Raw genomic sequence first — 25997 nt, 5'->3', positions numbered from 1 at the left:
TGTCTCACCAGCTTCCTGAAGAACCGCCACCGCCGGACGAGCCGCCGCCGCCCGAAAACCCGCCGCCGCTGCTGCTCGACCCGGACGACCAGCTGCTGCCGGAGCTTCCCGACGACCAGCCGCTGCTTGACGAACCCGATGTCCAGCTGCTGGAGCCCGACGACGATCCGCTCGGCCCCCGGCCGTAACGAAACGTCATGCCCAGCCATTTGTATACGCCCGGCGACAATTTTGTGCCGAACATCGGCGGCAGGAACGCCATCGCCAGACCACCGAAGAACATCGTCGCCCACAGGATCAGGAAAATCGTAACGATCGGGTCCATGGGGGTGCTGCTGTCGGCGGGATTGCGCTTGCCGCGCGCTTCCAGCTCCTCGGGATTGCCTTCGAGCACCATGACCATGTCGTCGACAGCCTTCGAGATGCCGCCGGAGAAATTGCCGGCGCGGAAGGCCGGCACCATGTCGTTCTCGATGATCAACTTGGTGTGCAGGTCGGTCAGCGTGCCTTCCAGCCCATAGCCGACCTCGATGCGCATCTTGTGGTCATTCTTCGCCACCAGCAGCAGCACGCCGTTGTTCTCACCCGCCTGGCCGAGCTTCCAGAAGCGGAACAACCGGTTGGCGTAGGGTTCGATCTCCTCGCCGTCGAGGCTGGGAATGGTCGCCACAACGATCTGGTCGGAGCCCTTTTCTCGAAGTCGGCAAGCTTCTGCGTCACCGTCGCCTTGGTGCCGGAATCGATGATGCCGGCATTGTCGACGACGCGGCCGGTCAGCGCCGGCAACTCGGCGGCGAAAACCGCGAAGCAGGACAAAAGCAGCGCCAGCGTAGCCAGGAGCGCATGGATCGCCCGCTTAAGATAGCCAGGTCTCAACAGACTGATGATGCGTGTCGTCATGCCCTTACCAGCTTCCCGAGGAGCCACCGCCACCGGACGAACCGCCACCGCCGGAAAAGCCACCACCGCTGCCACCTGAAGACCAGCCACCGCTGGAACTGCCCGAGGACCAGCCACCGGATGAGGAGCGCCGGCCAGGCTCGAAGGTCATGCCGAGCCAGCGATAGCGGCCGGGTCCGAGCTTCTGGCCGAAGATCGGCGGCAGGATGGAGGCCGCGATGCTGCCGAAGAAGATGATCGCCCAGATGCCGATGAACACCGCGAAGAACAAATTGTCGGTGTTGATGGGTGGCTGCTGGTTGCGTTCGCCGCGCGCCACCAGCTCTTCCGGATTGCCTTCCAGCACCATGATCATGTCGTCGACGGCCTTGGAGATGCCGCCGGAAAAATCGCCGGCGCGGAACGCCGGCACCATGTCGTTCTCGATGATCAGCTTGGTGTGCAAATCGGTCAGCGTGCCTTCCAGCCCATAGCCGACCTCGATGCGCATCTTGCGGTCGTTCGGCGCGACCAGCAGCAGGACGCCGTTGTTCTCCTTGGCCTGGCCGAGTTTCCAGAAGCGGAACAGCCGGTTGGCGTAGGGCTCGATCTCCTCGCCGCCGAGGCTGGGGATGGTGGCGACGACGATCTGGTCGGAGCCCTTGGTCTCGAAGGCGGCAAGTTTTTGCGTCAGCGCCGCCTTGGTGCCAGCATCGATGATGCCGGCATTGTCGACGACGCGGCCGGTGAGCGCCGGCAGGTCCGCGGCGAGGGCCGCGAACGGAAGCGCCAGGACGAACAGCACAACGGCGACAAGGCGACCCAGACGCCGTCCCTCATCGGCCCGCAAGATCACGACGGTTGGCTCCGGCTATCACCCGCCCTGCTTCGTGCCGAAATCGACCTTCGGCGGCTGCATCTTGTCTTCGTCGACGGTGAAATTGGCGAAGGGCTCGTTGCTGCGGAACCAGAAGGTCGCCCACAGCACTGACGGGAACGTCTTCAGAGTGAGGTTGTAGTCCCTGACCGCCTGGATGTAGTCGCGCCGTGCCACCGCGATGCGGTTCTCGGTGCCCTCGAGCTGGGCTTGCAGCGCGAGAAAGTTCTGGTTGGCCTTGAGGTCGGGATAGGCCTCCGACACCGCGATCAGCCGCGACAGCGCGCTGGTCAGCCCGGCCTGGGCATCCTGGAACCTCTTGAGGGCTTCGGGATCCTTCAGCGTTTCCGGCGTCACCGTGATCTGCGTCGCCTTGGCGCGCGCCTCGACGACCGCGTCGAGCGTGTCCTTTTCATGCGAGGCGTAGCCTTTAACCGTTTCGACCAGATTGGGGATGAGGTCGGCGCGGCGCTGGTACTGGTTCAACACCTCGCTCCATGCCGCCTTGGCGTTTTCCTCCGCTGTCGGGATCGTGTTGTAGCCGCAGCCGGCGAGCAGCGGCAGCACGATTGCCATCATCAGGAAGGCGGGCAGCGTGCGGAATGTCGATGGTCGAGCAAGGCGCTGGGCAAGCATGATGGGGTCCCTCGGTAGAAGTTGCATGCGAAGCATTACCACAATGAGCGCGCAAGAAAACGGCCACGGGCGGCAACTGCCGACCCGGATCGCCCCGCGCCTCGCAAGGCCCTGTGATTGGCCGCGCGAACGCGATAAGGTCTGGTCAAAACGGGACATCATCATGGCGGAACGCCAGGACAGCGACAGGGAATCGCGCCGTATCCTCGAGCGCGTCGCGCAGGAGACCGATCCGGCCGGCACCTCCTTCGTGGCGCGGACGACGAAAGGCATGCGCGACCATGTTGGCGCGGCCGACGCCGACCGTACCGACCCGATCGAAGTCTGGGGCACGCGCATTGGCAGGATACTCGGCCTGCTTCTGGCGCTGGGCCTGATGGTCTGGCTCGTGCTTTTCCTCACCCGGGGCAGCTAGGAATCAAAAACAATGAGCGCCGAAAAACCCGACGCGCCGCGTGCGGTCATCGTCATTTCCAGCCATGTCGCGCGTGGCTCGGTCGGCAATCGCGCCGCTGTCTTCGCACTGGAGACGCTGGGCTTTCCGGTCTGGGCGGTGCCAACGGTCATCCTGCCCTGGCATCCCGGCCATGGTCGGGCGACGCGCATCGTGCCGCCGCTCGACCAGTTCAAGGCGCTGATGGCCGATTTGGAGCGGGCGTCATGGCTGGGCGAGGTCGGCGCCGTGCTGTCAGGCTATCTCGGCGAGGCCGGCCAGGCTGAGGCCGTCGCCTCGCTGGTCGCGGCGGTCAAGGCCAGGACGCCTGATGCCGTCTATATCTGCGATCCGGTGATGGGTGATTCCGGCGGTCTCTACGTGCCCGAGCCCACCGCCGCCGCCATGCGCGACCTGCTGATGCCGATCGCCGACATTGCCACGCCCAACCGCTACGAACTGGAATGGATGGCCGGTGTTCCCTTGCCCGACCTCAAATCGGTGATCTCGGCCGCACTCCATGCCGGACCGTCGACGATGCTGGTCACCTCGGCGCAGTCGATGATGATTGGCGGCACAGGCAATCTGCTGCTCGACGGCACCCAGGCGCTGCTCGCCGAGCACCGGCTGATCGACAAGCCGCCGAACGGCCTGGGCGACCTGACGGCTGCCGTCTACCTCGCCCGCATCCTCTCCGGCCAGCCGCCGATCAAGGCGCTGCAGTCGACCACGGCGGCGGTCTACGAGATCCTGGCGCGCACGGCAAAACGCGGCGGCGACGAGCTGCAGCTCGAAACCGACGCACAGAGCCTGTCGCACCCGATGGCCATGGTGCAGCTGCGCCACCTCACGCATCCGGGGCGGGACCGCCGGGCGTGATCTCTGAGGTCGCGCTTGTCGGCGCCGACGGCTGCAAGGCCGGCTGGATCGCCGTGCGGCGCGGACCCGGCTCAACGCCCTCCGTCGAGGTTTTCGCCAGTTTCGCGGCGCTGCTTGCGGCCTGCCCCGACGATGCGATCGTCGCCGTCGACATGCCGATTGGCTTGCCGAATTTTCCAGCAAAGGCGGGCGTGGACCGGAGGCGCTGGTCAGGCCGCTGCTCGGGGCACGCCAATCCAGCGTTTTCTCGATCCCGTCCCGCGCCGCGCTCTATGCCGACACGAGCGATTTCACCACCGTCGAAGCCTGGTACGCCGCGCATCGCAGGGCAAGCGAGGTGGCCAGGGCGACATCCGACCCGCCGCGCGGCGTTTCCATCCAGGCCTTCGGTATCTTCTCGAAAATCCGCGAGATCGACACCTTGCTGATCGCTCGGCCCGACCTGCGCGGCCGAATCTTCGAATCGCATCCGGAAGTCGCCTTCTACCGCCTGAATGCCGACCGGGCCATGCAGTTGCCGAAGAAGATAAAGGGCGCCGTCGATCCGGCCGGCATGGCGGAGCGCAAGGCGCTGCTGTGCCGGCACGGCTATGACATGGGCTTCCTCGACCAGCCACCGCCGCGCGGTGCCGCCGCGGATGATTTACTCGATGCGGCCGTCATGATGCTGATCGCCGGCCGCATCGCCAGCGGCAAGGCCAGGTCGTTTCCGGACCCGCCGCTCACTGACGGTTTTGGCATACCGGTCGCCATCTGGGCATGACAGTATCGGCGGACGTCCCGCTTATGCGCATGGCATTTATAGCCAGCCCCCACAATTCTGCATTGCTCGCGACAGGCTTTTACCGTTAGAGCCTTCTCGACCGCAAAGAGCTGCCGCCTCCAACCCCGGAAAGGCCTTAGCCGCCCATGCCTCATCTTCCCGATCACCTCCTCGCCGGCTACCGCAATTTCATGAATGGCCGCTACCTCACCGAGAGCGGCCGCTATCGCGAACTCGCCCGCGAGGGGCAGGCCCCGGAGACGATGATCGTCGCTTGTTGCGACTCCCGCTCGGCCCCCGAAGCGATCTTCGATGCCGGGCCAGGCGAACTCTTCGTGCTGCGCAATGTCGGCAATCTGGTGCCGCCCTACGAGCCGGATGGCGAGTTCCATTCGACCTCGGCGGCGCTCGAATTTGCGGTGCAGAGCCTGAAGGTCAAGAACATCGTCGTCATGGGCCATGGCCGTTGCGGCGGCATCCGCGCCGCGCTCGACCCCAATGCCGCGCCGCTGTCTCCCGGCGACTTCATCGGCAAATGGATGAGCCTGATCGCGCCGGCAGCTGAAACGGTCTCTTCCAGCACCTTCATGACGGCAACGGAGCGCCAGACGGCCCTCGAGCGCATCTCGATCCGCTATTCCATCGCCAACCTCAGGACCTTCCCTTGCGTCTCCATCCTCGAGGGCAAGGGGCGGCTGTCGCTGCACGGCGCCTGGTTCGACATTTCGACCGGCGAACTCTGGGTGATGAACAAGGAGACCGGCGATTTCGAGCGGCCGGTGCTGGAATGAACGGTAAGGCGCGCCAGGTGGGGAACGTCCGTTCGGTCGTCTTCACCGCCGTCGCGCTGCTGATAGCGATCGTTGCCGCCCGCGCCGATGACGGTGCCATCATCAGCCGCTGGTACTCGGCGCTGCTGGTCGCCGACCGCACCGAACTCACCGACCTGCTTGCCGACGACGTCCGCATCAAGCTCGACGACCTCGGCGTCGTCCAGAGCAAGCAGGAATTCATCGCCTCGCTCGATGAATGGAAAGGCGCGGTTGCGGGCGCCGCGATCCGCCACCGGATCGAGAAGAGCGAGGGCGGCGTCACCACGGTGATCGCCTGCTACGACTTCCCTGACAATGACATGCTGATGCAGGAAACCTTCGCGGTGGCCGACAACCGCATCACCGCCAGCTCGCAGGCAGCCATCGCCGAAAACTGCGAAGCCTATTGAGCCGGATCGGCCAACTGCCATATTGCGGGCCGGCGGACCGCGCCCTACATCGGTGACACCCTCCCTCCTTGATGCCTAGCGAAAGACCCTCCATGCCCTCCACGAAAGCCGTCGACCTTGCCGCCCATCCGTTGACCACGTGGCAAGGGCCGCTCGGCCTGCCCGACTTTGCCCATATCGGCGACGACGATTTTTCCCCGGTCTTCGACGCGGCGCTGAAAGCGCATGAGGCGGAAATCGAGGCGATCACCGGCAACACGGATGCGCCGACCATCGAGAACACGCTTGCCGCGCTGGAACTCGGCGGCGAAGCGCTCGATCATGTCTCGTCGATCTTCTGGTGTCGGGCCGGCGCCTACACCAACGACACCATCCAGGCGCTGGAGCGCGACATCTCGCCAAAGATGTCGAGGCACTTCTCGGCGATCTCGATGAACGAGAGACTGTTTGCCCGCATCGACGACCTCTACCAGCGTCGCGAAAGCCTTGGTCTCGACGCCGAGACCTTGCGGGTGTTGGAAAAGACCTGGAAGGGTTTCGTCCGTTCCGGTGCCAAGCTCGATGCCGAAGGCAAGAAGCGGCTGGCGAAGATCAGCGAAGAGCTGTCATCGCTCGGCACCAGCTTCGGCCAGAACGTGCTCGCCGACGAACGCGACTGGGCGCTGTTCCTCGACGAAGCCGACCTTGCCGGCCTGCCGGACTTTGTGAAGAGCTCGATGGCCGAAGCCGCTGAGATGCGCGGCCAGAAGGGTCGCTATGCCGTCACTTTGTCGCGCTCGATCTACGAGCCGTTCACCACCTTCTCGGAACGCCGCGACCTGCGCGAGATCGCCTTCCGCGCCTTCACCATGCGCGGGCAGAATGGCGGCGCCAGCGACAACACCGAAGTGGTGCGCAACATGCTGCGGCTGCGGGCCGAAAAGCAAAACTGCTCGGCTACGCCTCCTTCGCCGCGCTGAAGCTCGACGACACCATGGCCAAGACGCCGAAGGCGGTGCACGATCTGCTCGATCCGGTCTGGGAAAAGGCGCTGGAGAAGGCCGCAGCCGACCAGAAGGAGTTGGAGCGGCTGGCGGCGGAAGCCGGCAGCAACGAGAAATTCGCCGCCTGGGACTGGCGTTTCTACCAGGAGAAGCTGCGCGCGGAAAAATTCGCGTTCGATGAGGCGGAGCTGAAGCCCTATCTGCAGCTCGACCGCGTCATCGACGCCTGCTTCGACGTGGCGACAAGGCTCTTCGGTATCACCTTCGAGGAGAAACGGGGCATCGTCGCCTGGCACCCGGACGCGCGCGTCTTCGTCGTGAAAAATGCCGATGGCAGCGAGCGCGGCCTGTTCCTCGCCGATTATTTCGCGCGGCCCTCAAAGCGTTCCGGCGCCTGGATGAGTGCGCTGAAGTCCGGTTATAAGCTTGGCCACGGCTCGAAGCCGGTGATCTACAACATCATGAACTTCGCCAAGCCGCCGGCCGGCGAGCCGGCACTGCTGTCGGTCGACGAGGCAAAAACGCTGTTCCACGAATTCGGCCATGCGCTGCACGGCATGCTGACCGATGTCACCTGGCCATCGGTGTCAGGCACCTCCGTCAGCCGCGATTTCGTCGAACTGCCCTCGCAGCTCTACGAGCACTGGCTGACGGTGCCGGCGGTGCTTGAAAAGCACGCGCTGCACGTCAAGACCGGCAAGCCGATGCCGAAGGCGCTGCTCGACAAGATGCTGGCCACGCGCACCTTCGGCGCCGGTTTCGCCACGGTGGAATTCACGTCTTCCGCCTTGATGGACATGGCCTATCACGCTCGGCCCGATGCTCCTGCCGAGCCGCTTCGTTTCGAAGCCGAAACGCTCGACAAGCTCGACATGCCCGACACCATAGCCATGCGCCACCGCACCCCGCATTTCGGCCATGTCTTCTCGGGCGACGGCTATTCCGCCGGCTACTATTCCTACATGTGGTCGGAAGTGCTCGACGCCGATGCCTTCGCCGCCTTCGAAGAGACCGGCGATCCCTTCAATCCGGCGCTGGCCGAACGGCTGCGCAAGAACATCTACGCCGCCGGCGGCTCGAAGGACCCGGAAGAGCTCTACACCGCGTTTCGCGGCAAGATGCCGTCGCCGGAAGCGATGATGGTGAAGCGCGGGCTGGTGTAGCGCCTTCTTCCTTCCCCCTTGTGGGGGAAGGTGGATCGGCGCGCAGCGCCGAGGCGGATGAGGGGTGTTCCAGCGGAGTGAGGCGTTGGCGAGGAACCCGGTCGTGGCTTTGCAAGCGATGGCGCCAAGCTGGAACACCCCTCATCCGACCTCGCTTCGCGAGGCCACCTTCTCCCACAAGGGGCCTGTTGCGCAGTTACTGGGAGGAACGGCGGGGGAACAGGATCAGCGGGCTATTGCTGGTTCTTAGGGGTTGAGGTCTGGTTTCGATGTTTGAGGTGGCGGTTCGGCCTTGGCTGGCCGGATTGTGGACGCACCTATCCCGTGATGGCGGCCCATCGGCGCATGTTGAAAGCGATGGCCGCCATTGTCACCTGACCAGCAGCCTTGGCCAACCCGATGTAGCGGATCGTGGTCAGCTTCATGCGGTTCTTGAGCGTGGCGAAGGTGGTCTCCACCGCTGCTCGCCGTCTGGCGATCAGGCGATTGTAGTGCTTGAGCCGCGGCGGCAGCGCATGATGCTTGTTGGGGCGCCGTGCAATGCGCACCTTCTTGCCGGCCGCCCTGAGCCGAGCACGGCGGGCATGGGTGTCATAGGCTGCGTCTGCCCATACCGTCTTCTCATCACCGCAGATCAAGTGATCAGCCACGACCGTGTCGTTGACGTTGGCCGGTGTCGTGATCACCGTGCGGATCAGGCCAGAGCCTTCATCCACCCCGACATGAGCCTTGTAGCCGAAGGTAAGGCCGCTCTTGCCCTTGCGTGCTGTGACGCGGGCGTCCGTATCCTGCGACGGCCGCTCGGGTGTCGGCGGCGTCGAGACCGCATCAATCAGCGTGGCATCCAGCATCGTACCGCGCTTCAGGATCACGCCGGCCTTCTCCAACTGCCGGTCCAGTTCGCCAAACAGCTTCTCCATCAGCCCTTCGCTGACAAGCAGATTGCGAAAACGCGACAGCACCGTGTGGTCGGGGATTGTATCGTCCAGCCCCAGCCCAGCAAAGCGCCGGAACGACAGCCGATCGCCCAGCGCTTCCTCTAACTCGCGATCCGACAGTCCGTAGAGCGATTGCAGCAACAGTGCCTTGAACAACACCAGCGGCGGCCAGGCAGCTCGACCCGGTCCACCATCGCGCAGCGCATTAAGCAGCTTCTCGAACCGGTACCACTTCACCAGACCCGACAGACGGTCGAGTGGCGAAGAACCCCCCGTCAGCTTGTGGCCCAGAAAAGCCTCCGCCAAGCTCAACTGTCCAGTCTGCTTCACCGCCATCGCGATTCCTCCGAGCTCCCTCTCAGAGAATCACAACCAGCGAATTACGCAACAGGCCCACAAGGGGAGAAGGGAGAACCCTACGCCTTCCACGGATCCGCCACTCTCGGCCACACCGGCCGCGTCAGCTTCCTGTAATCCGTCATCGCCGGATTGCTCGGATACGAACTCGGCGCCGTGACGTAGATGATCTCCGCCGCGATCGGCTCGAAGCCGGCGTAGAAATGGTTGGTCGACTTGATCAGCAAGATATCCTTGCTAAGCGGATCGACACCGATGTTTGAAAAGATGTCCGGCTCGAAGGTCTGGGTGCGGTTGGTGTTGAGGATGATGTCGATCTCGGTGCCTTCGATGCGGACCAGTGCTGTCGGCCCGAGCGTCACCCGGCTCGGCCCGAAACTCTGCCATCCCTCAGAGACGGCCTTCAGCACCTTGACGCGGGCATCGATCGGCTCGCCGGCCAATGGCCCGGCCTTCCCGCCGAAGCGCAGATCGATGACGGCTCCCTCGCCCGCCGCCTGACAGAAGGTCACGGCGATCGGATCCCAGATCGTCGCCACACCGACATTGTTCAGGCCACGTTCCAGCATGGCGCGCAGCACGACCGTACCGTCGCCGGCAACGCCGCCGCCGGGATTGTCCCAGATGTCGGCAATGATCACCGGTCTGTCCTGTCTTTCCGCACGCACGGCCAGCGCCCGGTCGATGCCGTCGGCGGTATCCAGCATCGTCATCGCCGTCTTTTCACGCAGTGCGTAAAGCTCGCGCCCCAGCCGCTCCGCCAGCGCGTCGCCCTTGGCCTTGTCATTGTCGGTGACGACGAGGATGCGCGTACCCATTTCGGGCACGTCGGCGGCCATGAAACCGTGGACGACGGACACCGACAGCACGCCGTCCTTGCCGTGCAGCGCCTTGATGCGGTCGACGAAGGAGCGCATCGGCTCGCGGCTGGTCGGCAGCACCTGGATCATGCGGCAGTCGAAGGTCGAGATGACGGGCTTGATCTCGCCGCGCGCGGCGGCCAGGCCAAGCTCAACGACATGCTCGCCGCGCTCGTAGAAATCGGTGTGCGGAATTCGAGGAAATAGGCCATGACATCGGACGCCGCCACGCGCTTGGGCGTCAGATGGCTGTGCGGATCGAACTCCGAGGCGACCACCACATCAGGCCCGACGATTGCCCGCACACGTTCCAGCAGGTCGCCTTCGCAATCGTCATAGCCTTGCGCCACCATGGCGCCGTGCAGGCCGAGGATGACCGCATCGACCGGCAGTGCCGCCTTGAGCTGGTCTAGAATTTCGTCGCGCAGCGCCTCGAAAAGTCTGCCGCTGCACCAGGCCGCCGGGCTCGGCCCAGGTCGCGGTGCCTTCGATGACGGTCAGCCCTTCCTTGGCTGCGCGCCGGCGCAAGGCGACGATCGGCGAGGAGCACAGCGTCGGCGTGTCCGGATGCTTGCCCGGCCCGGCATAGAACGCCATCTCGAACGAGGCCCGGTCTGTCGGCACCGGCGAGAAGGTGTTGGTTTCCGTCGCCAGCGAGGCGGTGAAGATGCGCATGTAAGCTCCGTGGGATGCAAAGTCTATTTAACGGCCCCGAGCGCCAGCCCGCGCACGAGGTAGCGCTGCAGCCAGATGAACAGGATCGCCACCGGCAGCGTCGCCAGCAGCGTCGCCGCCATGACGTGGTGCCACTCGATCGTGTAGCGGCCGGCGACGAGGGAAAACACCTGGATCGGCAGCGTGTAGCTTTCCTGGCTGCGCAGCATGGTGAGCGCGACGACGAACTCGTTCCAGGCGTTGATGAAGGTGAAGATCGCCGTCACCGCGATCGCCGGCAGGCAGAGCGGCAGGAACACTTTGCGCAAGGTCAGCCAGCGGCCGGCGCCCTCCATCCAGGCCGCCTCCTCGAGGTCGCGCGGAATGGTGTCGAAATAACTCTGCAGCATCCACACGGTGAAGGCGACGTTGAAGGCCATGTAAATGAAGCCGAGCGCCGTGGTGCTTTCCACCAGCCCCCAGGCAGCCATCAGCCGGAACAGGCCGAGCACCAGCACGATCGGCGAGATCATCTGCGAGATCAGCAGGAACTGGCGGAAGGCGCCATAGCCGGTAAAGCGAAAGCGCGACATGGCGTAGGCCGCCGGCACCGAGATGAGGATGGCGCCGACCGTGGCGATGACCGAGACATAGAGCGAATTGGCCAGCGCCTGGCCGAAGCCGGTCGCCACCCACATGTCGGCAAAATTCGACCAGCGGAACTCGCTCGGCCACCAGGTCGGCGACAGCACCTCCTGCCTTGGCTTGACCGCGGTGAGGAACATCACCGCGAAGGGAAAGATCGTCACCACGATCAAAGGCGCCAGCAGCAGCCAGGCGATGACAGTGCGTTTGAGTTTGCTTGTCATGCGCGCTGCTCCCGCATGGCGAGGCGAACATAGATCATGGTGAAGACCAGCAATATGGCGAACATCACCAGCGACACCGCCGAGGCCTCGCCCAGCTTGCCGATGCGGAAGGCGAGCTTGTAGAGGTGGGTGACCAGGATGTCGGTCGAGTTGGCCGGCCCGCCCTGTGTCATCACCCAGATGATCGGGAAGGAATTGAAGACATAGATGGTGTTGAGCACGATGGCGATGTTGATGAACGGTTTTAAGAGCGGAAAGGTGATCTCGCGGAACTGCTGCAGCGGCGTCGCGCCTTCGAGCGCCGCCGCCTCGTAGAGATCGTCCGGGATCGACGACAGGCCGCCGAGGAAGATCGTCGTGGTGAACGGCACCGTCACCAATATGCCGATCACCACCTGCATCGGGAACGCCGTCTCGGCACTGGCCAGCCATTGGATGTTGTGGTCGATCAGGCCAAGCCCGAGCAGCGCCGAATTCAGCATGCCGCTTTCGCCGCTGAGCGCCCAGCGCCAGACCACCGCCGTCATGGTCAGCGACACCGCCCAGGGCAGCATGATGATGACGCGGGCGATGCCGCGGCCGTAGAAATCGGTGTTGAGGATCATCGCCACCGGCACCGACAAAAGCAGCGCGCCGCCGACCACCAGCACGGTCCAAAGGCCGGTGCGCCAGAGTGCCGCGACGAAATCGGGATCAGCGGCAAGGGCGGCGAAATTGGCAAGGCCGCTAAACTCGCGCAGCTGGCCGAAGCGGTTGACGTCATGCGTCGAGATCTGGATCAGGTCCCAGACCGGCCAGAAGATGACCACCGCCGCCAGGAACAGGCTGGGCAAGGTCAGGAGATAGGGCAGGAAACGATTTTGCATCGGCTGGTTTGTACCGCGTTGCGAGGCATCCGTAGTGCTGGCTTGCCAGCCTGGCTAACTGACTTGGTCTTCTTAGGCTCTCGGCTTCAAACTCTTTCCCGGCGTTTGCGCCGCCCCTCACCTGCCTGCCCGTCCTCCGCAGCAGTTGCGGAAGGGAGCCCTTCCTCTCCCCCGTCGATCGGGGGAGAGGTGTCGAGCGAAGCTCGACGGAGTGGAGGTCGACCCTTGGGCGTAAGGCGAGGCGATGCTTGTGCCTAGTACCTTTCCTATGTCCGTTCGCGGCATTTGCCAGGTGGTTCCCCCACTCCGTCTCGGCTTCGCCGAGCCACCTCTCCCCCTCCGGAGGGAGAGGAAAGGAGCCTGGCTGAGGCGGCGCTGACATCGCCGATCTATCTTTCTGCTCAAGTCTGCAAGGGAGTGGCGCGCCCCGCCTGAGTCTGGGGCGCGCCACGGGCGCAGGGAGATACGCCCTATTTGTTGAGCTACTTCTTCAGCACTGCATTGGCCTTCGCCGCCGCGTCCTTCAGACCTGCCTCGGGGTCGCCGCCGAGATAGATCTTCTGCATGGCGTCCGAGGTGATCTGGGCGACTTCTTCCCAGCCCGGAATGACCGGCGCGAAGCGGGCGTCGGGCAACAGTGCGGTGAAGGCGGCGAGATCGGCATTGTTGACGTAATAATCCATCTTGGCCTCTTCCTTGTTCACCGGCAGGAAGCCTTCGCCTTGCGTGAACTTGGCGCGCTGCTCCGTGGTGAACAGGAAATCCATCAGCTTCCACGCCTCATCCTTGTTCTTGGAGTTCTTGAACATGATCATGGAATCGGTGACGCCATAGGTTCCGCGCGCGCCGGTCGGGCCGGCCGGAATGGCGGCCACGCCATATTTCAGGGTCGGGGCCTCGTCCTTGATCTGGTTGGACAGGAAGGGCGCGGTGATCATCATGCCGACCTTGCCCTGCTTGAACAGGTTCTGCACATCCTCGCGGTTGTTGGAGGTGACGCCGGGCTCGGTCAGCCCCTCGTCGATCATCGACTTGTAGAGCTTGGCGGCTTCGAGCGCGCCCGGCGTGCCGAGGCCCGACGTACCATCCTTGTTGAGGATCTCGGTGCCCTGCGACCACATGGCGTAGTAGTAATAGACGTCGGTCTCGATCTCCTTGCCCTGCAGGCCGAAGCCGAAGGCGCCGGTTCCCAGCGCCTTGATCTTGCGCGCATCGTCCTGCAGCTCGGTCCAGGTTGCCGGCGGCTTGGCGATGCCGGCCTTCTCGAACAGCTCCTTGTTGTAATACATGGCGCGCGCCGAGGCCGCGATCGGCAGGCCGTAGGTCTTGCCGCCCATGATTGAGGGCGACAGGAAAGTGTCGATGAAGCGGCCCTTGAAGTCAGGCGTGATGTAGCCGTCGAGCGGTTCGGCGACGTCCTGCTGGACGAAGTCGATCAGCCAGCGCGTGCCGATGATCGACAGATCCGCATTGGTGCCGGCGGTGATATCGGTGGTCAGCTTCTGCAACAGCACATCCCACGGCACGACTTCGAATTTGACGGTGATGCCGGGGTTCTTGGCCTCGAATTCCTTCTTGACCGCTTCGAAATACGGACCGGTCTTGGCGCTGTATTCGGCGACGGTGACGCGCACTTCACCCGCATTCGCCTGCGCCGCGAAGGCCAGCATGCTCATTCCGGCCATCAGGCCGACAGTCCATTTGGCAAGGCTCATCTGATCTCTCCCATTTGTTCCCAGTATTTGCGCTCCTTGTGCCGATGGCGGGCACAAGATTTATGTGACTTTCCTACATTATCGAGGAATTTGCGGCATGCAAGCGGATTATCGTGTTGCTTAATTACATTCCTTTCAGTAGCCTGCCGGCATCTGCCTGACCTGCGGGAGGAGCAAGCGCCGTGGTTTCGAAAGCCGAATTCGAAGGCCGCACTGTCGTCGTCACCGGTGCCGGCGGCGGCCTTGGTTCGGCGATCGTCGCATTGCTGGCGGGCAGGGGCGCCCGCGTGGTCGGCTGCGACCGGTCGGAGGAAGCGCTGGCAAGCCCGCAGCTTGCGTCGCGCCATGTCTTCAACCTTCTCGACCGGGCTTCGATCGAGGCGGGCATCGCCGCTATACTCGACCAGGACGGCGTGCCCGACATCCTGATCAACAATGCCGGCTGGACGCGCGCCGAGACGATTTCCGCGCTCAACGCCGACAAGATCGAACACGAACTCGACCTCAATCTGACCGGGGTGATGATTTTCGCCGACCCGATCGTGAAGGCGATGGCGGCGCGCGGTTCAGGCAGCGTCGTCTTCATCTCCTCCGTCAACGCCATCGCGCATTTCGGCAACCCGGCCTATGCCGCGGCCAAGGCCGGCATCAACGCCTATGCCAAATCGATCGCCGTCGAGCTTGGCCGCAGCGGCGTGCGTGCCAATGTCGTCTGTCCCGGATCGATCCGCACCGCTGCCTGGGACCATCGCCTGGCCAAGGACCCGGAGATCCTCGGCAAGCTCAAGCGGCTCTATCCGCTCGGCCGCATCGTCAATGCCTCGGAAGTGGCGGAAGCGGTGGCTTTCCTTGCCTCGGACCGCGCGTCGGGCGTAACAGGCGTGGTGATGCCGGTGGACGCCGGACTGACCGCCGGCTGCCTGCCGTTCATCGACGATATATTGGGAGCGTGACCATGACCGACGTCCTGTTTCGCAACCTGTCGAAATCCTTCGGCCAGCACAAGATTCTCGAGAACATCGATCTCGATATCAAGAGCGGCGAGTTCGTGGTGCTGGTCGGCCCGTCCGGCTGCGGCAAGTCGACCCTGCTGCGCATGCTGGCCGGCCTGGAGACGATCAGTTCGGGCGATCTTCTCATCGGCGGCACACGCGCCAACGATTTGCCGCCGCAGCAGCGAAACATCGCCATGGTGTTCCAGTCCTATGCCCTGTTCCCGCATTTGAAAGCCTCGGGCAATATCGGCTTCGGCCCAAAGATCCGCGGCGAGAGCCGCGCCGCGATCGACGACAAGGTCAAGAAGGCGTCCGGGGTGCTCAACCTCTTCTCCTATCTCGACCGCTATCCCCGCCAGCTCTCGGGCGGCCAGCGCCAGCGTGTCGCCATGGGCCGCGCCATCGTGCGCGAACCCTCGGTATTCCTGTTCGACGAGCCGCTCAGCAATCTCGACGCGCAATTGCGCGTGCAGATGCGCGTCGAGATCAAGGCGCTGCACCAGCGGCTGAAATCCACCATCGTCTACGTCACCCACGACCAGATCGAGGCCATGACCATGGCCGACCGCATCGTCGTGATGGACCGTGGCCGGATCCAGCAGGTCGGCGCGCCGCTCGAGCTTTACGACCGGCCGGCCAACAAATTCGTCGCCGGCTTCCTCGGCTCGCCGTCGATGAGTTTTGTCTCCGGGGCTCTCAAGGCAACGTCTGAAAAAACCTGGTTCGAATCGGCCGGTGGCGGGCGGCTTGCGCTTGCCGGCAAGGCGGTGCCGGCGGACAGTGCCGTGGAGGCTGGCATCCGGCCCGAGCACTTCATCATCGGCGCGGCCGCCGACGCCATGGCGCTCAAGGTGGATGTCGTCGAGCCGACCGGCTCCGAAACCCATGTCTATGGCGCGATCGGCACGGATACGGTACGCGCCGTGTTCCGCGACAGGGTGCCGGTCAGGCCGGGCGACCTGCTGCCGGTCTCGGTCGATCCCGGCAACATCCATCTGTTCGACAAGACGACCGGCCTGCCGCTATAACGCCTACCCCTGCGAAGGCAATGGCATGAATACGAAGCGACAAAAATGAAGACGCCGGCCGACATCATCACGCGGCTGCAGCTGATGGCGCAGGACGGCACCAAGTCAGACCGCCGACTGGCCAGCCTTGTGCTTTCTGATCTCGACTTTGCCTCCAAGGCAGCAATCTCCGAGATCGCCGCGCGCGTCGGCGTCAGCGAGCCGACGGTGACCCGCTTCTGCCGCAATCTCGGCTGCGAGGGGCTGCGCGATTTCAAATTCTACCTGGCGCAGGCCATCGCCATTGGCGGCCAGTATCTGTCGCCCGAACCGCTGAGCCGGGATGCGCGCGAGCAGCGCATCGCCTCGGCCATCACCGAAGCGGCGATCTCGGCCATCCAGCGCGCCAGCGAGAACCTCGACATGACGACGCTGGTCGCCGTCGCCGAGCGGCTTGCGACATCGGGCAATGTGCTGTGCATCGGCTCCGGCGGCATCTCCTCGATGATGGCGACCGAGATGCAGAACCGGCTGTTCCGGCTCGGCCTGCCGGTGCTGGCGCAGATCGACGGCCAGTTGCAGCGCATGTACGCCGCCGTCGCCACTCCGGACACAACCGTGGTCGCTTTTTCGGTGTCCGGCTATGCCCGCTCGGTCATCGAGGCGGTGCAGGTTGCCCAGCAATATGGCGCCACCACGGTCGCCATCACCGCGCCCGATTCGGCGCTGGCCAAGGCCGCCGACACAGTCATCCATTTGCAGCCGCTCGAGGACGGCAACATCTACAAGCCGACATCGTCGCGTTACGCGCTGCTGGCGATCGTTGACATGATCGTGACATCGGTTGCCGAGACGCGCGGCCCGAAGGTGCTGGAGAATTTGCGCCGCATCAAGCAGAGCGTGAACACGCTGAAGGTCGATGATCCAAGGCTGCCGTTGGGCGATTGAACGTCAGCCGGAGGATTGGCCGCTGAGCGCTTCGATGCTCCGTGCCAGCGCCTTCGGATCGCCCGCTATGCGCAGCGTCTTGAGCCGGGCCGTGCCGCCGGCGACCACCGAAACAGCCGATGCCGGCACGCCCAGCGTCTTGGCGACCAGCTTCTGCAGCGCTTGATTGGCGGCGCCGTTTTCCGGCACGGCACGGACCCGCGCCTTGAAATGGCTTCGCCCGTCCGCCGATGTTTCGACACCTTCCAACCTGTCCACTGAGGATTTTGGTGTCAGCCGGACAAACAGCTCAATCCCGTTCTCGCGGGTACGAAAGCATGAACTGGCGGCGGAGCTCACATCGGGCCGATGCCAAACAGCGGCTGGACGGTGTAATTCAAGAACACGCTGATGAATGTCAGCGCCAGCAGCAGGACGATCGGCGAGATATCGACGCCGCCGAGATCGGGCAGGAACCGGCGGATCGGCCGTAACGCCGGCTCGGTCAGCCGATATAGCATGGTACCGATCGAATTGACGGCCTGGTTGCGCGAATTGACAACGTTGAAAGCGTAGAGCCAGGAGAAGATGGCCGCGCCGATTATGATCCACCAATAGATGTTGATTGCGGTATGCAGCGTGTAAAAAACTGCGATCATCTCTTGCTCCTTGCGAATGCGCGACATGTAGCCACTGCCGGCCCGACCGGCAAGGGCCGGCCATGTTCCGCACGGCAGGCGGCGATTGGTGAGGGGGAAATTTCGGCAAAACGCCGCCTTGACAGAAATCTGTCGCGCCCGATAAATGCGCCATCCGTTGGACGGGGCTGTAGCTCAGCTGGGAGAGCGCGTCGTTCGCAATGACGAGGTCAGGAGTTCGATCCTCCTCAGCTCCACCATCGGAACATCCCAAGATGCTGAATCTAAAGAATGATTTCTCAAGGAGTCATTCTATCCCCACTTTTATCCCCACTTTAGATGATCGCGGCTGACGATCCAGCGTCGAGGCCGCCCGGAGTTTCAGCGCTGATCTCGGCCACGCGCGCCAAGGGCTTTCGCTCGATCCCAAGAAGGATCCGGCGGGCAGAGGGTGGTCGTCGCCCGGACTTAAGCGAAAGCGCCGAAGCGCGTAATCGCGCAATTTTTTGATAGCACAGCAACATTGTCAAATTTCCTCGCATCCCATTGACGGACGGTTCTACCTCGGCGAGTACCGGCCTCCTGGCGCCGGCGGCCATGTCGATTTGAGCAATTTTGTAAAAGCTCAGCAATTTTCGGAATACTCTGTGCGAGGATTCAGCGCTGATCCCCGTCAGACCATTCTGTGCGCCATTTGCCGTCGATGCCCTGCACCAGGACCTCGGCAGCATACCCATGGGAGACGGCGCCTTTCGCAGCCTTGATAGCGGCGATCAACGCTGCCGTGTGCGTGTCATAAGGATATTCTTTGTCCTCGTACCGGATCTTCCACCGGTCCGCGTCTTTCGACACGTAGTATCTAATGTTTGCCAATAGTGCCCACCCACGCCCCGGCTCAGCAAACCACGGTAGCGAACCCGCTGCAATGCCTGCCCAGATCTTCGCTACCGCTCAGACCGGGCAGACCACCATGCCCGCTGCCGAAAGGTGACCAGAGCTTTCTCCTTCATCTGTTCGGCCTATGCGTTACCTCGTCTAGTGGTAGGAATCTAACATTTGGTGCCCGGCTCCGCTCGACAAGACGCCCGAAAATACCCGCGTTATGATGGTCTCGACCGTTTGATCATGTCATGAGCGCAGGAGGAGGCGATGAGCGGCAGGTTCACGCTACATGGTAGCCCGCATTCCCTACCGACCTACCGGATCGCGCTGATGCTGCGCCTGTGCCGCACCGGCTTCACGTTTCGATACATCAGCTTCCAGCGCGGCACGCACCTGACTCCCGAATTCCGTGCTCTATCCCGCTGGGGTCAGGTGCCGGTGATCGAGCATGACGGCCGGGTCTTCGTACAGTCGGCGGCAATCCTGGAATACTTGGCGGACACGCTCGGCTGCTTTGGCGCGGCCAATGTCGAAGCGGGCCAACACGTCCGGGAGTGGCTGTTTTGGGACGCCGACCGGCTGATGCCGCCGCTCTATGCTTGGTATAGCATCGAACTGGGCCGTCGCAACTTGTTGCCGCTCTCGTTCGATCCGGTGCTCGTGGCAGAGTTTGACCGCAAGGGTAGGGCTGCTCTGGACATCCTCGACGCCCATCTCTCGGGCCATCGCTTCCTCGTCGGCGACACGGCGACGATTGCCGATATCTGCTGCTACGGCGAGGTCGCTTTCGCGCGCCTGAGCAACAGGGATCTCGCGGCGTGGCCGAGCATCGTTGCCTGGGCCGGTCGCATTGAGGCATTGCCCGGCTTCGCCGAGCCATTCGACCTTCTGGCGATGCAGGATGCCGAGATCGCATCCTAGTGAATGGAGCCTAACACTTGGTGCCCACAGCGATTCCCGACCGAACTCTATTGCCTTTCGCGTCAGAGCCCTATCGCCAGTCCTGCAGTGACAAAGAAGCCTGCCGCACTCGCCCACATGGGGATGGTGATGCCACTTACAGTGACCTTCCAGCCTAACCAGAGCCGTAGCGCATGCATTAGGGCCATCAAAATGAGGAGGACAACGGTAACGGTTGTGAAGGGCCTCATGTCCAGCCTCCCTTTTGAGATCGAGCGAGAAATGCGTCACTCGCGCAACGATCTTTATGCAACTAGTGTCCGATTATTATACGCCACGCACGCGCGGGACGCTTCGGCGGTGTAGAGGTGGCCAGCGAACGCGCGCCGGCGCACGTTCACTCGCTGCACGCGCGCTGGCGGGGCTCTGGGCCGCCATTTACGATGCCGGCGGGCGATACCGGATTGATTTCGCCTTCCCAAGGGCTTCCATCGTCTCTTCGACGCTTAGGAGGACGGTGGTCTCGCATGCGCTGAGCGCTCCGCCCGCACCGATGGCAAGCACGACAGATGCCATCGAAACGTTATCTGGCGCCTCCCACAGATTCCAGCCATCGTGCTCTCCGAAGGCGTACCAGAACCCGTGAAGCTTTCCACCCGCCGACTCGATGTACGAACGAGCCGCCTCGCGTCGATCCTCGGGGTTTTTGATCAAGCGCGCCCAGGTCTCGGGCGTGTAGCTGAATCGCGTGAGATACATGGCCATGGTTCGCCTCCGGGCGGGGGTCGCCTGACCGGCTTACGGCGCAGGTTCACCGGGTGACGAAATATGCGCTCAAGCTAATGGAAGCGCAAGGCAACCGCGCGCAAGCTTCGCCCCTCACGGGTGGGCTTGAGGAATCTTCTTACGAATCCGTAAGTCGCGCACCTGCGGTCGGTCTCATAGGCTGATCAAGAGCAACGACTTCTCTTAGCCCTTCGCTGCTCATTGGGTATGAACACCCAACAGCCCGATGCCCCCCCGCAGCGGGCTGGCCTGGCGACAGCATTTTTACTCGGCAGAGCCATTGTCGATGAAAGTGGGCGGAACCGAAACAGGGGTTCGCGCCTTGTGGTTTCAACGAAGAATCCATAAGGCGCGCCTAATGTTCAGTGACAAAGAGACTCGATTTCTGGAGGTAGGACTGTTCGTCGCAGTGCCACTCTCAATCCTGTTTGCGGTGTTGATGGTCAGCGTAACGTTTGGCTGGTTTGGATGAGCACGCGCGGCACAGACTTTTTGTACAAATGGGCTGTGGCCAACGTCCCCGACACGGTCGGCGCCGACGTTATCTCGGTTGCCGAGTTGACGCAAAAGCTATTCGCCGACGCCAAAGCGTTAGGAATCGGGAGCGTTGAAATCGAGGAAGACATTGGCAGCGCCTATGAAGCGATCCTGGACGCGATCGTTCATCGTGTGGCCGGCGTGGCGGAATGACCGGAGTGGCCCGGCTGCCGCACAGCTATGGGTGACACAGGGGGAACGTCAACCGGGCCTTCCGGGAATGGAGATACCCGGCCCTTCAAAATATGCACGCAAGCTAATGGAAGCGCAATCGGGGGGAAGCGGGTCGGGCTGATCTATTCGCCGACGCTTAGCCCGAACGCCTACGGGCACGGCAAAGGACGGGCGTTAGATAGCCGAAGACGCGCTAGTCTAGAAGGCCCATTTTCATAAGCCGGTGGAACATTAGTCATCTCTAATAGTTCTTTTCACCGGCAGGGGTCCACCAACGCCCTCGCAAGTCCCGTTAATCCCTAGGGACGGCCCGCCATTGCCGTGAATGGGACGGCGGGTTTTTCGTTTGGGGTCCGGAACCTCGACGCTCAGGGCAGGTTGAGCCACGGTGGCAGGGCTCTTCAGCGGTCCTGGCGCCGGCCAAGGTCCCTCCTTTGGTCGACCCGCGTCCTGCAACAGGGGCGCGGGTCAAAAAGGCCCCAAGTAAAGTTCCCGGAACTATTTCAGCGCAAGCTAATTGAATAGCCGGCGGGAGGTTCTGACCGGTTCCGGCCGCTGGCCAAAAATTCGGCATGATCTTTGGTCGGCCCGCGTCCGCTGCAAATGGGCGCGGGCCATTTCGGTTGGTCGATGGCGGCGCTAGCTGGCCATCAAATGACCGACGCGGACTCCGGTGACGACAGTGCCCGCGTCGGTCACTGCGACATCGTCAACAGGGGTTGTCCTGTCAATAGGGGTACCGCCGCGTGTCCATTTTAGCACCGCTGAACCGCCCCGCAAGCGATGCCGGCTTGGCTGACTGACGAGCGCGGTGGATATGCGCTGCCGCAGCTTGACGGAACATTAGTCATCTCTAATTGTGCATTGGCGGTAAGGTGGTGCCCTCCATCGCCTGCCGAAGATCGGGCCTCCGATCGGCCCGCGTTCTCCGCCAGAGGCGCGGGCTTTTCGCTATTCTGGGAAAATAGTCAACGCCAGTTGGGAACTAGGTGGCTTTTCGGGGCGCCACCGCGAACCAACCATTCGCCTTCGTCAAGACCTTGCAAAATAAGCCTTGCTGGCGCTGGAACTGGGGTCGGGGAGGCACGTTGCTCTTGCGGTCACGTTTGTGTGGACCAAGGGAGATATTCAAATGAACATCAAGATGCTCACGATGGGCGTGATTGCGCTTGCAATGATGACTGGCTCAGCGCTCGCCGCTGGCAATACATCCGCGCTTGACGATCCGGCAAAGATGTCGCCATTTTTCACCGATGCCGGCATGAAAACGTTGAGGTCGGAAAAGGATTTCAAGACCGCATGGACGGCCATGAAACCCGACGAGCAGAAAGCGGTGCTGAAAGACTGCGGCGATACCACGATTAACAAGTCGCACGCGGATTTCTGCGCGATGGCGAAGAAGATGGGCGGCTGAGAATAACGTGATGTGGCGCCCGGTAGCTCTCACGCCCTTTGCCGGGTCCCGTAGTGATTGGGCTCGTACTTTAGGTACGGGCCTTTTTTTGCACTCTCACTGCCTACTCTGCTGACCCGTTGTCGGTGAACGGTGAGGCGCTGATATGCATTGCAGCGACCAGCCTGTCGGGGTCGGCTGTTTCTGATGTTCGGTTATGGCGGCGGTGCACTGTTCGCGCTTATCGAACGTGCTCGGCAGCACCAAGTGGGAGCGGAAGGCGCAGCGCCGGGCCAGACGGTATAGGTCCGTCGCGCCTTTCGGACATATCTGAGTCTTTCCGCGACGTCATGTGGTGATGGACTACGACTTGGCCTTCCGCTTGGCAGGTGCTTTAAGGGGAGCAGCCTTGCGGCCCAAACCGCTAGCCTTTGCAAGCGCGGAGCGTGCCGCCGCGTAATTTGGCGCCACCATCGGATAGTCGCGCGGCAGGCTCCATTTAGATCGATATTCGTCTGGCGTGATGCCGAAATCGACCCGTAGGTGGCGCTTCAGGGATTTGAATTTTTTGCCGTCTTCGAGGCAGATGATGAAATCGGGGAACACAGATTTCTTGGGGTTTACCGCAGGGGTGGGCGCTTCGACTGCAGGCGCGATCGGTCCGCCAAGTCCGGACAGCGACAAGTGAACGGATGCAATTAGGTCCGGCAGGCCAGTAGCCGGCACGGGGTTCTTGCTTACGTAGGCGGAGACAATATCTGCGGTTAGCTCGATGAGTTCCGCTGCTCTGTTGTCAGTGTCGTCGGTCATAGGCTGATTGGTCCCTTGTTCGCCGGAGAGCTATTACTTTAGGGACTTCAACGGCGCAACGCTCTTCGCGACTCGATAGTCGGCGAAGCGATCGCCCTTCAGGATGAAGCGCCCGCTGATCCCGATGATAGCCCCCAAAAATAGCGAACGCCCGCCACCTTGAGGCAGCGGGTTGGCGGTCTTTGTTCCGATGGCGCGAGAGGTGCTGGCGTGGCTTTGTTGAAGACAGTGGAACATTGAAGCGCGGGCTTCATCCTTATTGATGATGCTGTGTTTCGGCTGGCAGTTGTACGCTCTCGTAAGGTTCGCCGCGGGAGGGTGCCATGCGAGAATTACCATTCGACATCGATGCAGATGCCGTGATTGAAGTCGGCCGATATCTGGATGATCACGCGAAGACCACCGCAGTTTCGATATCTGAAGCGCTCCGTGTAATCAGGCGTCGCGTCAACAAATCGCACGTCGGCGACAGCGGTTTGGAGGAACTGATCTTAGAAAGCGCCGCAACCAGAAAGCTTGCTCTCTTGTTGGACAACCACAATTAAGAGCCGAGCCAGGCGTAGGCGGGCGCCAGGCCGCGGAAGACGCTTCGCCGGTGTAGGACAGCGGCCGGCAGAAACGCGCGCCCGTGACGCTCCTAGAGGCTGAAAGCTTCATCACAATGAAGGGCGACAAGCGCAAGTGGCTGTGGGATCTAGTACAGCAACGCATCCTTTAGTGAGCGGAAACCCCTCGAACTAGGATGAACTCCCGGCCCAAGGTTTCCTGCGACTATCGGCAGGTCCACGCGACATGGAAGGGGATCGGGAGCGATGAAGATCAATGACTCTGCCATACGCACGCCCCGGCACATGCTTTTCCGGTAAGCTATAGGACGGCGAGGCCGAACGCGACAAGCGCGCCGTGTAATTTCAAACGCGGCTAGGAATTTTATCTGCCGTTTGGATTGGCACCGGTGCCTCGCCTCTAGCACGTCTCGCGGAGGCGGATCGATATGTTTAGGCTCCGGGGCTGCTTCGTCATCGAACGACCGGCCTGTTATTTGGGTCGGGTGCCGGCCGTGGCTCTTTGGCTTGATTTGGCATCAGTTCCTCCGTCACCTGAAACTAAATAGCCATTCTCTTTGTTCCGACGGCGTCCAACTTAAAGACCCGCCACCGAAGCAGCGGGCCAAAGAGCCAACAGAGTGTTGACTTTCAGGCGTTGCCAGCGGCGGCGCGGAACGCCTTCATATCCGCCGCCCCTTGCGTGTTCAGCATTTCGCGGACGGGCTTGAGGATATCCATCGCATAGATCAGCACGTAGCCGATTGACGCAATGTCCTCGTTCGAGACGTTGGACGGATCGGTGTCATGTGCGCAGATCGCCAGCCGCGCCACGCGTAGGAGATCTAGGGCGTGATCGACCTCGTCGACCGCTTCCGAGCCGGGATATTTGGGATTGAGAACGGTCTTCATCTTCATGCACTCCCGACTTTCTCGTCGCCTGGCCATCCAGTCTTTTCGAAGTGCTCGCGCCTGGGGTGCGTCAGCCGGAACAAGTCGCAGCGAAGAGCTTCGGCTGCTGCGATGCTCTCCCCGCCAGCCATGCAAGCCGCTGGACAACACCGCCTTGGTCGTCGCCCATTGTCTCCGCGAGCATCGCAAGCGCGACCGCCAAATCCTTGGCGACCGCCAACGGCTTTTCCATGCTGCTGACCGCGTCGAAACTCTCATTGCGGGCTGGGGCGGCGCTCATGCGGCACCGCCTTCCGAAGCCTTAATGGCAGCTTCCAATGCCTCGACCGGCAGGAACGACCAGAGCAGCGTGTCAATGTCTTCAGACTGGAGGTCGCCATATCGGCCAGTGCAGAATTCCAGCAAGAATTCTGCCTTGATCCGATGTTCTTCCATGCTGGTGCACCGGTAGGCGCAGACGGCGTTGATCGAACTGCGCTCGGCGTCGGAAGCCGCGTCGCGCTCTTGAAGAGCCTGCTCAAGGCCGACAGCGGTGCGCCTTGCGCGCTCTTCCTTGATGAGGCGCTTCAATGCCCGCAGATCGAACTGCTCAGCGTTTCGGAGCGCTGCGGTTGATTGCTTCGCAAGATCGGGGGCGACCTTATGCAACGCGATCAATTTCTGCGCCTGCTCACGGTAGCGGCGCTTGATGTCGTCGCGCAGATCGTCTTCCACCCGCTCCAGTTCCGAATAGCGAAGGCTGTGCGACTGCCCGCCTCCGATCGACAGCGGAACATACAGTTCCTTCCCCTTTGGCAAATACGCGTCTTCCAGAGGGGTGGCGCGATCGATCGCCTCTTCGAAACGGGCCTATGCGGCATGCTTGGCATCAATCAACGCCAGCAATTCGGTGGAGACTGGCGCGGCCTCGGCGGGCATAGCCTTGGCAGGCGTCGAAAGAACGGTGATCGCAGAGACGATCCCTGCGCTGGTGACGGCAAGGGCGGTGCGACGGTTGAGAGTGGGCATGCCTTCGGCGGTTGCCGAACAGAGGTGTTCGGCATTTGGGGTCTCCTGACGATTTTGCGGTTAGCTCGCTTATCCGGCGAGCGCGGTAAGCTCTGTTTGGAGTTGACGACGACGTGGTTCGATATTGACCCGGAGGGACTGGTATTTCAGGCGATCGATCTCGACGGCGATGCGCTCGGCGCGGTTTTCTGTCTCGGTCATCCTCGTCACCTTGGCTTCCCTCCACGCCTGAGCCAGATAGAAGCCGAAGTCAGACCGGTTGAGCTTGCGAACCAGGTGAGGGCGCGCCGAGAAATGGGCGCTCCACTTGGCCCAGGCTGCCTTCATGATCTGCGAGCGATTAACCAAGGCGGCACCTATTGCTTGTGTATTTCACCTAATGCATTATG

Annotated in this window: 27 protein-coding genes, 1 tRNA gene and 4 pseudogenes; 14 read left to right on the top strand and 18 right to left on the bottom strand. The window is 62.5% G+C overall.

The annotated features are described in order from the left end of the window. Positions 1 to 4 precede the first annotated feature (4 nt). From AC0V8S_RS06505 to AC0V8S_RS06495, 3 genes and pseudogenes are all read right to left on the bottom strand, one after another. Positions 5 to 900: pseudogene (locus AC0V8S_RS06505) on the bottom strand (TPM domain-containing protein). Between the two features lie 4 nt (positions 901 to 904). Then, positions 905 to 1705, bottom strand: coding sequence for a TPM domain-containing protein (locus tag AC0V8S_RS06500; RefSeq protein ID WP_475438583.1), 801 nt, complete (start codon positions 1703 to 1705; stop codon positions 905 to 907). 48 nt (positions 1706 to 1753) lie between these two features. Further along, entirely contained in the window at positions 1754 to 2392 is a 639-nt protein-coding gene (locus AC0V8S_RS06495; protein WP_475437199.1) for a LemA family protein, read from the bottom strand. Positions 2393 to 2555: 163 nt separating this feature from the next. Between AC0V8S_RS06495 and AC0V8S_RS06490 the strand changes: the two genes are divergently transcribed. The 6 genes and pseudogenes from AC0V8S_RS06490 to AC0V8S_RS06465 all read left to right on the top strand — a co-directional run bounded on the left by AC0V8S_RS06490 (position 2556) and on the right by AC0V8S_RS06465 (position 7835). After that, a complete protein-coding gene (locus AC0V8S_RS06490; protein WP_475437198.1) occupies positions 2556 to 2807 on the top strand; it encodes a hypothetical protein in 252 nt (83 codons plus the stop codon). A 12-nt stretch (positions 2808 to 2819) separates the two neighbouring features. After that, the gene (gene pdxY, locus AC0V8S_RS06485) at positions 2820 to 3704 is read left to right on the top strand and encodes a pyridoxal kinase PdxY (protein WP_475437197.1); all 885 of its coding nucleotides are present in this window, start codon (positions 2820 to 2822) and stop codon (positions 3702 to 3704) included. Then, positions 3701 to 4467 (top strand): annotated as a pseudogene (locus AC0V8S_RS06480) (DUF429 domain-containing protein). The gene pdxY and the pseudogene AC0V8S_RS06480 overlap by 4 nt, the downstream one beginning before the upstream one ends. A 146-nt stretch (positions 4468 to 4613) precedes the next feature. Next, complete coding sequence (locus tag AC0V8S_RS06475) at positions 4614 to 5258, top strand: carbonic anhydrase (protein ID WP_095204325.1); 645 nt, start codon at positions 4614 to 4616, stop codon at positions 5256 to 5258. After that, positions 5255 to 5689, top strand: a complete 435-nt coding sequence (locus tag AC0V8S_RS06470; RefSeq protein ID WP_475437196.1) for a nuclear transport factor 2 family protein — start codon at positions 5255 to 5257, stop codon at positions 5687 to 5689. The genes AC0V8S_RS06475 and AC0V8S_RS06470 overlap by 4 nt, the downstream gene beginning before the upstream one ends. Positions 5690 to 5781: 92 nt before the next feature. After that, positions 5782 to 7835: pseudogene (locus AC0V8S_RS06465) on the top strand (M3 family metallopeptidase). Between the two features lie 317 nt (positions 7836 to 8152). On the opposite strand, the gene AC0V8S_RS06460 reads toward AC0V8S_RS06465, so the two are convergent. From AC0V8S_RS06460 to AC0V8S_RS06440, 5 genes and pseudogenes are all read right to left on the bottom strand, one after another. Beyond that, entirely contained in the window at positions 8153 to 9109 is a 957-nt protein-coding gene (locus AC0V8S_RS06460) for an IS5 family transposase (protein WP_183458334.1), read from the bottom strand. Positions 9110 to 9189: 80 nt separating this feature from the next. Beyond that, positions 9190 to 10665, bottom strand: a pseudogene (locus tag AC0V8S_RS06455) (M81 family metallopeptidase). A gap of 23 nt (positions 10666 to 10688) precedes the next feature. Further along, on the bottom strand, positions 10689 to 11513 hold the full coding sequence (locus tag AC0V8S_RS06450) for a carbohydrate ABC transporter permease (RefSeq protein WP_475437195.1): 825 nt from the start codon (positions 11511 to 11513) through the stop codon (positions 10689 to 10691). Then, on the bottom strand, positions 11510 to 12379 hold the full coding sequence (locus tag AC0V8S_RS06445) for a carbohydrate ABC transporter permease (protein ID WP_475437194.1): 870 nt from the start codon (positions 12377 to 12379) through the stop codon (positions 11510 to 11512). The genes AC0V8S_RS06450 and AC0V8S_RS06445 overlap by 4 nt, the downstream gene beginning before the upstream one ends. A gap of 482 nt (positions 12380 to 12861) precedes the next feature. Continuing rightward, entirely contained in the window at positions 12862 to 14094 is a 1233-nt protein-coding gene (locus AC0V8S_RS06440; protein WP_475437193.1) for an ABC transporter substrate-binding protein, read from the bottom strand. A 182-nt stretch (positions 14095 to 14276) separates the two neighbouring features. On the opposite strand from AC0V8S_RS06440, the gene AC0V8S_RS06435 reads away from it, so the two are divergent. The 3 genes from AC0V8S_RS06435 to AC0V8S_RS06425 are packed head-to-tail and all read left to right on the top strand — an operon-like array spanning position 14277 to position 17044. Continuing rightward, positions 14277 to 15047, top strand: a complete 771-nt coding sequence (locus AC0V8S_RS06435; RefSeq protein ID WP_475437192.1) for an SDR family NAD(P)-dependent oxidoreductase — start codon at positions 14277 to 14279, stop codon at positions 15045 to 15047. A gap of 2 nt (positions 15048 to 15049) precedes the next feature. Then, complete coding sequence (locus tag AC0V8S_RS06430) at positions 15050 to 16117, top strand: ABC transporter ATP-binding protein (protein WP_475437191.1); 1068 nt, start codon at positions 15050 to 15052, stop codon at positions 16115 to 16117. 45 nt (positions 16118 to 16162) lie between these two features. Next, positions 16163 to 17044, top strand: a complete 882-nt coding sequence (locus AC0V8S_RS06425) for a MurR/RpiR family transcriptional regulator (protein ID WP_475437190.1) — start codon at positions 16163 to 16165, stop codon at positions 17042 to 17044. A 3-nt stretch (positions 17045 to 17047) separates the two neighbouring features. Here AC0V8S_RS06425 and AC0V8S_RS06420 read toward each other — a convergent pair whose 3' ends face one another. Both AC0V8S_RS06420 and AC0V8S_RS06415 read right to left on the bottom strand, forming a co-directional pair. Next, positions 17048 to 17383 (bottom strand): DUF167 family protein, encoded by a 336-nt coding sequence (locus tag AC0V8S_RS06420; RefSeq protein WP_475437189.1) that lies wholly within the window; start codon positions 17381 to 17383, stop codon positions 17048 to 17050. Beyond that, positions 17380 to 17682: a YggT family protein gene (locus AC0V8S_RS06415; RefSeq protein ID WP_096458128.1), complete on the bottom strand. Its 303-nt coding sequence runs from the start codon at positions 17680 to 17682 to the stop codon at positions 17380 to 17382. Before AC0V8S_RS06415 ends, AC0V8S_RS06420 begins: the two co-directional genes overlap by 4 nt. Before the next feature lie 163 nt (positions 17683 to 17845). Between AC0V8S_RS06415 and AC0V8S_RS06410 the strand changes: the two genes are divergently transcribed. Further along, positions 17846 to 17921, top strand: a tRNA-Ala gene (locus tag AC0V8S_RS06410). Positions 17922 to 18318: 397 nt separating this feature from the next. Here AC0V8S_RS06410 and AC0V8S_RS06405 read toward each other — a convergent pair. Next, the gene (locus AC0V8S_RS06405; RefSeq protein WP_183464194.1) at positions 18319 to 18513 is read right to left on the bottom strand and encodes a DUF2188 domain-containing protein; all 195 of its coding nucleotides are present in this window, start codon (positions 18511 to 18513) and stop codon (positions 18319 to 18321) included. A 297-nt stretch (positions 18514 to 18810) separates the two neighbouring features. Here AC0V8S_RS06405 and AC0V8S_RS06400 point away from each other — a divergent pair, with 297 nt between their 5' ends. Next, the gene (locus AC0V8S_RS06400) at positions 18811 to 19464 is read left to right on the top strand and encodes a glutathione S-transferase family protein (protein WP_475437188.1); all 654 of its coding nucleotides are present in this window, start codon (positions 18811 to 18813) and stop codon (positions 19462 to 19464) included. 417 nt (positions 19465 to 19881) lie between these two features. Here AC0V8S_RS06400 and AC0V8S_RS06395 read toward each other — a convergent pair whose 3' ends face one another. Further along, the gene (locus AC0V8S_RS06395; protein ID WP_183464196.1) at positions 19882 to 20208 is read right to left on the bottom strand and encodes a GYD domain-containing protein; all 327 of its coding nucleotides are present in this window, start codon (positions 20206 to 20208) and stop codon (positions 19882 to 19884) included. Between the two features lie 489 nt (positions 20209 to 20697). Between AC0V8S_RS06395 and AC0V8S_RS06390 the strand changes: the two genes are divergently transcribed. Both AC0V8S_RS06390 and AC0V8S_RS06385 read left to right on the top strand, forming a co-directional pair. After that, on the top strand, positions 20698 to 20919 hold the full coding sequence (locus AC0V8S_RS06390; protein WP_475437187.1) for a DUF768 domain-containing protein: 222 nt from the start codon (positions 20698 to 20700) through the stop codon (positions 20917 to 20919). A 1153-nt stretch (positions 20920 to 22072) separates the two neighbouring features. Next, positions 22073 to 22354 carry a hypothetical protein gene (locus tag AC0V8S_RS06385; RefSeq protein WP_475437186.1) on the top strand — a complete coding sequence of 94 codons (282 nt, stop codon included), beginning with the start codon at positions 22073 to 22075 and terminating at the stop codon, positions 22352 to 22354. Between the two features lie 342 nt (positions 22355 to 22696). On the opposite strand, the gene AC0V8S_RS06380 is transcribed toward AC0V8S_RS06385, so the two are convergent. Continuing rightward, positions 22697 to 23143 carry a Ros/MucR family transcriptional regulator gene (locus AC0V8S_RS06380; RefSeq protein ID WP_475437185.1) on the bottom strand — a complete coding sequence of 149 codons (447 nt, stop codon included), beginning with the start codon at positions 23141 to 23143 and terminating at the stop codon, positions 22697 to 22699. Between the two features lie 323 nt (positions 23144 to 23466). Here AC0V8S_RS06380 and AC0V8S_RS06375 point away from each other — a divergent pair, with 323 nt between their 5' ends. Next, positions 23467 to 23688 (top strand): hypothetical protein, encoded by a 222-nt coding sequence (locus AC0V8S_RS06375; RefSeq protein WP_258589702.1) that lies wholly within the window; start codon positions 23467 to 23469, stop codon positions 23686 to 23688. 651 nt (positions 23689 to 24339) lie between these two features. Here the strand turns inward: AC0V8S_RS06375 and AC0V8S_RS06370 are convergent. From AC0V8S_RS06370 to AC0V8S_RS06350, 5 genes are all read right to left on the bottom strand, one after another. Next, positions 24340 to 24600 (bottom strand): hypothetical protein, encoded by a 261-nt coding sequence (locus AC0V8S_RS06370; RefSeq protein WP_475437184.1) that lies wholly within the window; start codon positions 24598 to 24600, stop codon positions 24340 to 24342. Positions 24601 to 24670: 70 nt separating this feature from the next. Next, complete coding sequence (locus tag AC0V8S_RS06365) at positions 24671 to 24880, bottom strand: hypothetical protein (protein WP_475437183.1); 210 nt, start codon at positions 24878 to 24880, stop codon at positions 24671 to 24673. Further along, complete coding sequence (locus tag AC0V8S_RS06360; protein ID WP_475437182.1) at positions 24877 to 25398, bottom strand: hypothetical protein; 522 nt, start codon at positions 25396 to 25398, stop codon at positions 24877 to 24879. The genes AC0V8S_RS06365 and AC0V8S_RS06360 overlap by 4 nt, the downstream gene beginning before the upstream one ends. A 51-nt stretch (positions 25399 to 25449) precedes the next feature. After that, positions 25450 to 25608, bottom strand: a complete 159-nt coding sequence (locus AC0V8S_RS06355) for a hypothetical protein (RefSeq protein WP_475437181.1) — start codon at positions 25606 to 25608, stop codon at positions 25450 to 25452. Positions 25609 to 25677: 69 nt separating this feature from the next. Further along, positions 25678 to 25935, bottom strand: a complete 258-nt coding sequence (locus AC0V8S_RS06350; RefSeq protein ID WP_475437180.1) for a hypothetical protein — start codon at positions 25933 to 25935, stop codon at positions 25678 to 25680. Positions 25936 to 25997 lie beyond the last annotated feature (62 nt).

This window comes from Mesorhizobium oxytropidicola, assembly GCF_056174625.1.
This window is presented reverse-complemented; position numbering and strand designations above follow the sequence as displayed.